The following is a 7655-nucleotide window of genomic DNA, read 5'->3' on the forward strand; positions in this document are numbered from 1 at the left end:
CCCCCCCCCCCCCCCCCCCCCCCCCCCCCCCCCCCCCCCCCCCCCCCCCCCCCCCCCCCCCCCCCCCCCCCCCCCCCCCCCCCCCCCCCCCCGCCCCCCCCCCCCCCCCCCCCCCCCCCCCCCCCCCCCCCCCCCCCCCCCCCCCCCCCCCCCGGGCGGGGGCTCTGCCGACAAGCACGGCCACTACCGGCCGGTCACAGCAATCCGCTGCAGTCCGCCGCAGTCCGCAGCGATCCGCAGCAGTGAAGGAAGTCAGCACGATGACCACCGTCAACACCGGCGCGCCGGAGGCCGCCGGCGAACCGACCGGGCAGCAGGACGTTGCCACCGCCCGCACCTCCCGTCCGTCCCGCACCTCGCGGCTCCGTCGGGGGATCGCCGCGGTGGCCGTGATCGCGACCGGCACGGGCGTGATCGGCCTCGGCACCGGCGTCAGCCCCGCGGCCGCCGAGTCCGCCCCGGCGCACGCCGGGTGGGACGGCTCCCGGTACTGGTTCAAGAACAGCCAGGGGCAGTGGCGCTGGACCTCGCACTACAGCGTGTACGCGGCCCGCACCGGGGGCGGCTCCGCCTCCGCGGCCAAGGCCACGACCGGCTCGGGAGGGATCAAGGAGGGCTGGGACGGATCGCGCTACTGGTTCCGCAACAGCAAGGGCGAGTGGCGTTGGACCTCGCACTACGACATCTACCTGGAGCGCACCGGCCGCGGCTCCTCGGGCTCCGGGGGCGCGGGCCACACCGAGGACTCGGTCGCGCAGGACCCGAACGTCGAGGCCGCCGTGCAGTTCGCGCTCTCCAAGCTGGGCGTACCGTTCCGCACGGCCGGCAACGGGCCGGACGGCTACGACTGCTCGGGCCTGGTGCAGCAGGCCTTCCGGCACGGCGGGATCAGCCTGCCCCGTGTGGCCAACGACCAGTACGCGGCGACCACGCCGATCAGGGCGAGTCAGCTGCGCCGCGGTGACCTGCTGTTCTGGTCGCCGGACGGGACGCCCCGGGGCATCCAGCACGTGGCGATCTACCTGGGCGACAACAGGTACGTCGAGGCCGCGCGGCCCGGGACCAAGGTCCGGATCTCGGGGATCAGCAGCGGCTACTACCCCGCCTACATGGGGCGCCCGTAGCGGCGTCGCCAACCGCCCGTCGGGGGCCGCCGGGTCGTCCGGCGGCCACGGCGCGCGTTCCGCGGGCGTTCCGCGTGCCGTGCCGGGCCGGGGCGGGCGATGGGCGATGGGCGATGGGCGGCGGGCGGCTTCCGACGCGCGCTCAGAGGTCCGTCGGGCGGGGCAGCGCGCCGCGCGCGCCGAGGCCGGTGACGGCGAAGGCCCCGGCGGCGACGGCGGTGGCGGCCGCGTCGGTCAGCCCCGCGCCGCGGGCGAGTCCGGCGGCGAGGGCGCCGCAGAAGACGTCGCCGGCGCCGGTGGTGTCGACCACCCGGACGGTCGGGGCGGGCAGCCGGGCCGGCGTTCCGTCCACGACGACCAGCGCGCCCTCGCCGCCGAGGGTGACCACGGCGCCCTCGGCGCGTTCGGCCAGCGCCCGGGCGGCCTCGGTGACGTCGGCTGCGCCGGTGAGCTGGCGGGCCTCGACGGCGTTCGCGACGACCAGCGGGCGCCGTCCGGTGGGGCCGGTCCGAGGCAGCGCGCCGGCGGGCGCGGTGTTGTGCAGCCAGCGGGTGCCGCCCGAGGCGCCCGCGGCGGGCAGCGCGGCGGCGACCGCGCGGATGCACTCCGCGGGGACCTCGTTGCTGGTCAGGACCACGTCGACGGGGAGCAGCCGGAGGCGGCCGAGCGCGGCGGTGACCTCCTCCGGGGTGAGGTGGGCGTTGGCGCCGGGGACGACCACGATGCTGTTCTCCCCGGCCGGGTCGACCATGACGATCGCCTGACCGGTGGGCGCGTCCGGGTGCACGAGCACGGCGCCCGTCTCGACCTGCGCGCCGTGCAGATCGGCACGGGCCGCCTCGCCGTCGGCGTCCCGCCCGACCTTGGCCACCAGGTGCGTCGCCGCCCCCATCCGGGCCGCCGCCACCGCCTGGTTGGCCCCCTTGCCGCCGAAGCCCCGGCCGGTGGCGGTGGCGAGGACGGTCTCGCCGGGGGAGGGGAGCACGGGGCAGCGGAGGATGCGGTCGGTGTTGACCGAGCCGATGACGACCACACGGCCGGCGGGAAGCAGCTTCATCGTTCCTCTGTACGCGGCGCGGTGCGGGCGGCGCAAGGAGGCCGGCGGTCGGCGGGCGGTGGTCGGTGGCCTGAGCGGGTGGGGGGACGTGTGCGGGCCGGGGCACGGCATGGGGCGCGCACGCGGGGGCTCGGAGCGTAAGGGGAGGGGTGTACGGAAGCGTGCGAGCGGGGCGCGCGCGGCAAGTCGACCCATCGGGCGCCCTGTGCCCTAGCAGTGGTGAAGGGGTGCAATATTGATGTAGACCGGTCTGCATATTTCCATGCATGGGCTTCTGACCTGGGCACATGCCGCTGTCACGGGGCAGAGAGGGGCGTGCGGGCGGGCGCGTCGGACAGGCATGGGGAGCGGCGTGGCGCGGGTACCACCACGGGTGGCGCTGGTTCGACCGACGGGGGCGCTGCCCGGTGCGAACGGCATCGGGGGAAGTCGAGGGCAGGGGACGTTGTGATCGTCTGGGTCAATGGCACATTCGGGGCGGGCAAGACGAGCGCCTGCCGTGAGCTGGTGGAACTGCTGCCCGGGAGCGTGCTCTTCGATCCCGAGCTGGTGGGCTTCGGCCTGCGCCGGATGCTCCCGGCCGACCGGCTGGCGACGGTGTCCGACTTCCAGGACCTGGCGGCGTGGCGCCGGCTCGTCCCCGAGACGGCGGCGGCGCTGCTCGGCGAGGTCGGGGGCCCGCTGGTGGTCCCGATGACCCTGCTCAGGGAGGACTACCGGGACGAGATCTTCGGCGACCTGGCCTCGCACGGGATCACGGTGCACCACTTCGTCCTGGACCCTGAAGAAACGATCCTGCGCGACCGCATAGCCCACCGCGACGAGTGCCCGGGCGACCCGGAGGGCAGCGAGCGGGTCCGCGCCTGGTGTCTCGAACACCTGCCCCGCTACCGCGCCGCCCGCCGCTGGCTGGTCGGCGACGCCCGCATGATCGACACCGGCGAGCTCTCCCCCCGGGAGACCGCGCACCGGATCGCCGAACTGGTCCGGGTCGGCGCCGCCCGCTGTCCGATCGCCCAGACCCCGGACCCGACCGGGGACACCGTGGCCTCCGCCGTCCTGTTCTTCGACGAGCAGGACCGGGTGCTGCTGGTCGACCCGGTCTACAAGCCCGACTGGGACTTCCCCGGCGGGGTGGTCGAGCGCGGCGAGGCCCCCACCGACGCCGCCCTGCGCGAGACCGCCGAGGAGCTGGGCCTGCGTCTGGACCCGTCCACGCTGCGCCTGCTCGCCGTCGACTGGGAGCCGCGCACCGGCCCGCGCCGCGGCGGCCTGCGGCTGGTGTACGACGGCGGCCTGCTGGACGAGGAGGGCCGGCGGAACCTGCTGCTCCAGCAGGAGGAGCTGCGCAGCTGGCGCTTCGTCACCCTGGAGGAGGCCGGCGAGCTGCTGCCCCCCGGGCGCTACCGGCGGCTGGCGGCCGCGCTGGACGCCAGGCGGAGCGGGGAGCTGCGGTACCTGGAGGCGGGGAGCCGGGTGGCCGTGGGGCTGGCGAGCACGGCGGACGCGGTGTAGCGGCCGGTCGGCGCGCGGGGGCGGGGGCTGGGGCGGCGTGGCGGCCTGCCGGAGGCCTCCCGACGCCTCCCGGCGCGCCGGGTCGCGGTCGCGGGCGGGAGGATGGGGGCATGCCGTTCACGCTGAGCCATCCCGCCGCCGTCCTGCCCCTGCTGCGCGCCGCCGGGGCACGCGGGCCCCTGGTGGCGTCGGCGCTCGTCGCCGGGTCGATGGCGCCGGACGTGCCGTTCTTCGCCGAGTCCCTGCTGCCCGGGGTGTACGGCCACGGCGGGCTGACGCACCGCTGGTGGGCGGTGCCGACGCTGGACGTGGCGGTCGCCGGCGCGCTGGTGGCCGGCTGGCACGGGCTGCTGCGAGGACCGGCGGTGGCGCTGCTGCCCGAGCGCTGGGCGGGTGGCGCCGAGGCGCTGACCGCCCGGCGGGCCGGAGGGGCCCGCGGGCTCGGTGACGCCGGTACGGCCGGCGCTACGGTCCGCGGCGCGGCGTGGTTCGCGGCCTCGGCGGCGATCGGCGCGGCCACCCACGTCGGCTGGGACGCGTTCACCCACGGGGACCGGCTGGGGACGAGGCTGCTGCCCGTGCTGGACCGGCCGGTGGCCGGGGTCCCGCTGTACGAGGCGCTGCAGTACGGCAGTTCGGCGCTCGCCCTGGTGGCACTGGGCGGCTGGGCCGCGCGTGCGGTACGGGCCGTCGAGCCGGTGCGGCCGGCCGTGCGGCTCGCGCCCCGGGCCCGGCGGGCGGCCGTCGCGGTGCTCGGCGCGGCGACGGCCGCCGGGGTGCTGCACCGGCTCAGCCCGTTGCGGCGGAACCTGGTGCCGGAGGTCTGCTTCGGTGCCGGGGCCGGGCTCGCGGTGGGTGCGGTCGGCTACGCGGCGGTGCTGGCGGCCGCCCGCCGGTTGCGCGGCGGGCGGCCGGACGCCCCGGGGGAGGCCCCGCGGGGCGCCGCCGCGAAGGCCCGTCAGGCCGGCCGGGCCGACCAGGCCGGGCAGGCCCGTCGGGTCCGTCAGGCGGAGCGCAGTTCGGCGTAGCGGCGGAGGAACAGCGCCTCGGTGAGCGCCATCTGCTCCAGTTCCTGCGGGTCGACGCTCTCGTTGACCGCGTGGATCTGGGCGGTCGGCTCCTCGACGCCGATCAGCACGATCTCGGCCTGCGGGTAGAGCGAGCGCAGCGTGTTGCAGAGCGGGATCGAGCCGCCCTCGCCGGAGGCGACCATCGCGGTGCCGAAGGCCTCGGCCATCGCCTCGCCCATCGCCTTGTACGCCGGGCCGTTGACGTCGGCGCGGAACGGGGCGCCGTTGCCCTGGCGCTCGATGGTGAGCCGGGCGCCGAGCGGGACCTGTGCCTCCAGGTGGGCGACCAGCGCGTCCTGGGCGGCGAGGGTGTCCGTGCCCGGCGCGACGCGCAGGCTGATCAGGGCCTTGGCGGTGGCCTGGACGGAGGAGGTGGCGCCGATCACCGGCGGGGCGTCGATGCCGAGGACGGTGACGGACGGGCGGGCCCAGAGGCGGTCCGCGATGGTGCCGGTGCCGGTCAGCGCGACGCCGTCGAGCACCTTGGCGTCGGAGCGGAACTGCTCCTCCGGGTACTGCACCCCGGTCCAGGTCTGGTCGGTGGTCAGGCCGGCCACCGCGACGTCGCCGTTCTCGTCGTGCAGCGAGGCCAGCATCCGGACCAGGGATTGCAGCGCGTCCGGGGCGACGCCGCCGAAGGCGCCGGAGTGGAGGTTGCCGGCCAGCGTGGTGACGGTGGCCTCGACGACCGTCATGCCGCGCAGCGAGGTGGTCACGGTGGGCAGGCCGGGGGCGAAGTTGCCGGTGTCGCCGATGACGATGGCGTCGGCGGTGAGCAGCTCGGGGTGGGCCTCGGCGTAGCGCTCCAGGCCGCCGGTGCCCTGCTCCTCGGAGCCCTCGACGATGATCTTCAGGCCGACCGGGTAGGCGTCGCCGTACACCTGACGCAGCGCCCGCAGCGCCGTCAGGTGCATCAGGATGTTGCCCTTGCAGTCGGCGGCGCCGCGCCCGTACCAGCGGCCGTCGCGCTCGGTCAGCTCGAAGGCGGGGCTGAGCCAGGCGTCCTCGTCCAGCGGGGGCTGGACGTCGTAGTGCGAGTAGAGCAGGACCGTCGGCGCGCCCTCGGGGCCGGGCAGCTCGCCGTAGACGGACTGGGTGCCGTCCGGGGTGTCCAGCAGCCGGATGCCGGTCAGGCCCTCGGCGGCGAAGGCGTCGGCGACCCAGCGGGCGGCCTTCTCGCACTCCTCGACCGGGAACTGGCGCGGGTCGGCGACCGACGGGAAGGCGACCAGCTCGGCGAGGTCGGTGCGGGCACGGTCCATCAGGGACCGGACGGCGTCGGCCAGGGGCTGTGACATCGGGGCTCCGGGGGGACGGTCCGCCCTGGGGGTGGTGCGGGCGGAGGAGGCGATTGGCGGTAGTGCCGATCATAGGCGGAGCGGAACGGCGTGTTCCGGCGGGTGAGGCGCGGGAGCGGCGCGGGCGGGGGCGATGGGAGGCGGACGGCGGGAGGCGGACGGGGTTTGGGGGGCTCGGTGGCGCCGGCGCGCCGGAGCGCACCGGCGAACCGGGCCCGGGTGGTACCCGCGCGGGGGCGGCGCGCTCGACCGGCGCCGCCGGACGCATAGGATTGCTCGACGTGACTGACTCCGGAAGCTCCGATTCCCGCAGCCCGCTCGAAAGCCCGGACGAGGGCGGTCCGATCGACGACGCGGCCGCGCCGCCGGACGGCGTCTGGGACGTCGTGGTGGTCGGCGCCGGACCGGCCGGATCCTCGGCCGCGTACGCCGCCGCGGCCCAGGGCCGCCGGGTGCTGCTGCTCGACAAGGCCGAACACCCCCGGTACAAGACCTGCGGCGGCGGCATCATCGGCCCCTCCCGGGACAGCCTCCCGCCGGACTTCCGGCTGCCGCTGCAGGACCGGGTGCACGCCGTCACCTTCGCCTACGACGGCAGGTACACCCGTACCCGCCGGTCCAAGCGGATGCTGTTCGGCCTGGTCAACCGGGACGAGTTCGACCTGCGCCTGGTGCAGGCGGCCAAGCAGGCCGGGGCGGTGCTGGTCACCGGAGTGACCGTCACCGGTGTCGAGCAGCGCGGCGGTGAGCACCGCACGGCGATGGTGACGGCCAGTGACGGGCGCACCTTCGAGGCCCGCGCGGTGGTCGGCGCGGACGGCAGCGCGAGCCGGATCGGCCGGCACGTCGGCGTCACCTTCGACCAGATCGACCTCGGCCTGGAAGCGGAGATCCCGGTGCCGGCGCAGGTCGCCGCCGACTGGGCGGGCCGCATCCACCTCGACTGGGGCCCGCTGCCCGGCAGTTACGGCTGGGTGTTCCCCAAGACCGAGACCAGCAGCCTGACCGTCGGCGTCATCTCGGCGCGCGGCGACGGCGAGCGGACCAAGCAGTACCTCGCAGACTACATCCGCCGGCTGGGCCTGTCCGGGTTCACCCCGCAGGTCGAGTCCGGGCACCTGACCCGCTGCCGCGCCGAGGACTCGCCGCTCTCCCGCGGCCGGGTGCTGGTCGCCGGGGACGCCGCCGGACTGCTGGAGCCGTGGACCCGCGAGGGCATCTCGTACGCGCTGCGCTCGGGCCGGCTGGCCGGCGAGTGGGCGGTGAAGGTGGCCGAGGCGGGCGACGCGGCGGCGGTGCGGCGCGAGGCGCTGAACTACGCGTTCGCGGTCAAGGCCGGGCTGGGCGTGGAGATGCGCGCGGGCAAGCAGCTGCTGAACGCCTTCGAGCGGCGGCCGTACCTGTTCCACGCGGCGGTCTGCCTGGTGCCGGCCGCCTGGCGGGCCTTCGCCCGGACCACCCAGGGGCAGACCTCCTTCTCCCAGGTGCTGCGGCAGCACCGGGCCGCGCGGCGGCTGATGGCGATGGCCTCGCGGTAGTCCGGGTCGTCGCGACGCGGGGCCGGCGCCCCTCCCCGGTGCGGGGAGGGGCG

The 7655-nt window shown here is 76.6% G+C and carries 6 protein-coding genes; 4 read left to right on the forward strand and 2 right to left on the reverse strand.

Annotation, left to right across the window (positions count from 1 at the left end):
- The first annotated feature begins 260 nt into the window (after positions 1–260).
- Entirely contained in the window at positions 261–1124 is an 864-nt protein-coding gene (locus tag ACGF0D_RS28235) for a C40 family peptidase (RefSeq protein ID WP_392920976.1), read from the forward strand.
- Between the two features lie 142 nt (positions 1125–1266).
- On the opposite strand, the gene ACGF0D_RS28240 is transcribed toward ACGF0D_RS28235, so the two are convergent.
- Positions 1267–2181 (reverse strand): PfkB family carbohydrate kinase, encoded by a 915-nt coding sequence (locus ACGF0D_RS28240; protein ID WP_392920979.1) that lies wholly within the window; start codon positions 2179–2181, stop codon positions 1267–1269.
- Positions 2182–2628: 447 nt separating this feature from the next.
- Between ACGF0D_RS28240 and ACGF0D_RS28245 the strand changes: the two genes are divergently transcribed.
- Complete coding sequence (locus ACGF0D_RS28245; protein ID WP_392883950.1) at positions 2629–3696, forward strand: NUDIX domain-containing protein; 1068 nt, start codon at positions 2629–2631, stop codon at positions 3694–3696.
- A gap of 110 nt (positions 3697–3806) precedes the next feature.
- Complete coding sequence (locus ACGF0D_RS28250; RefSeq protein ID WP_392920981.1) at positions 3807–4724, forward strand: DUF4184 family protein; 918 nt, start codon at positions 3807–3809, stop codon at positions 4722–4724.
- Here the strand turns inward: ACGF0D_RS28250 and ACGF0D_RS28255 are convergent.
- Positions 4700–6064 carry a dipeptidase gene (locus ACGF0D_RS28255; protein WP_392920984.1) on the reverse strand — a complete coding sequence of 455 codons (1365 nt, stop codon included), beginning with the start codon at positions 6062–6064 and terminating at the stop codon, positions 4700–4702. The genes ACGF0D_RS28250 and ACGF0D_RS28255 overlap by 25 nt on opposite strands.
- 281 nt (positions 6065–6345) lie before the next feature.
- On the opposite strand from ACGF0D_RS28255, the gene ACGF0D_RS28260 reads away from it, so the two are divergent.
- The gene (locus ACGF0D_RS28260) at positions 6346–7602 is read left to right on the forward strand and encodes a geranylgeranyl reductase family protein (RefSeq protein WP_392920986.1); all 1257 of its coding nucleotides are present in this window, start codon (positions 6346–6348) and stop codon (positions 7600–7602) included.
- Positions 7603–7655: the final 53 nt, after the last annotated feature.

Origin of the sequence: Kitasatospora sp. NPDC048298 (genome assembly GCF_043201465.1) — a bacterium.
In the GTDB taxonomy this organism is placed as follows: Bacteria; Actinomycetota; Actinomycetes; order Streptomycetales; family Streptomycetaceae; genus Kitasatospora.

Excerpts from the sequence above, each read along its gene's own strand:
- ACGF0D_RS28235 (WP_392920976.1), top strand. The coding sequence starts at position 261 with ATGACCACCGTCAACACCGGCGCGCCGGAGGCCGCCGGCGAACCGACC.
- ACGF0D_RS28240 (WP_392920979.1), bottom strand. The coding sequence starts at position 2,181 with ATGAAGCTGCTTCCCGCCGGCCGTGTGGTCGTCATCGGCTCGGTCAAC.
- ACGF0D_RS28250 (WP_392920981.1), top strand. The coding sequence starts at position 3,807 with ATGCCGTTCACGCTGAGCCATCCCGCCGCCGTCCTGCCCCTGCTGCGC.
- ACGF0D_RS28255 (WP_392920984.1), bottom strand. The coding sequence starts at position 6,064 with ATGTCACAGCCCCTGGCCGACGCCGTCCGGTCCCTGATGGACCGTGCC.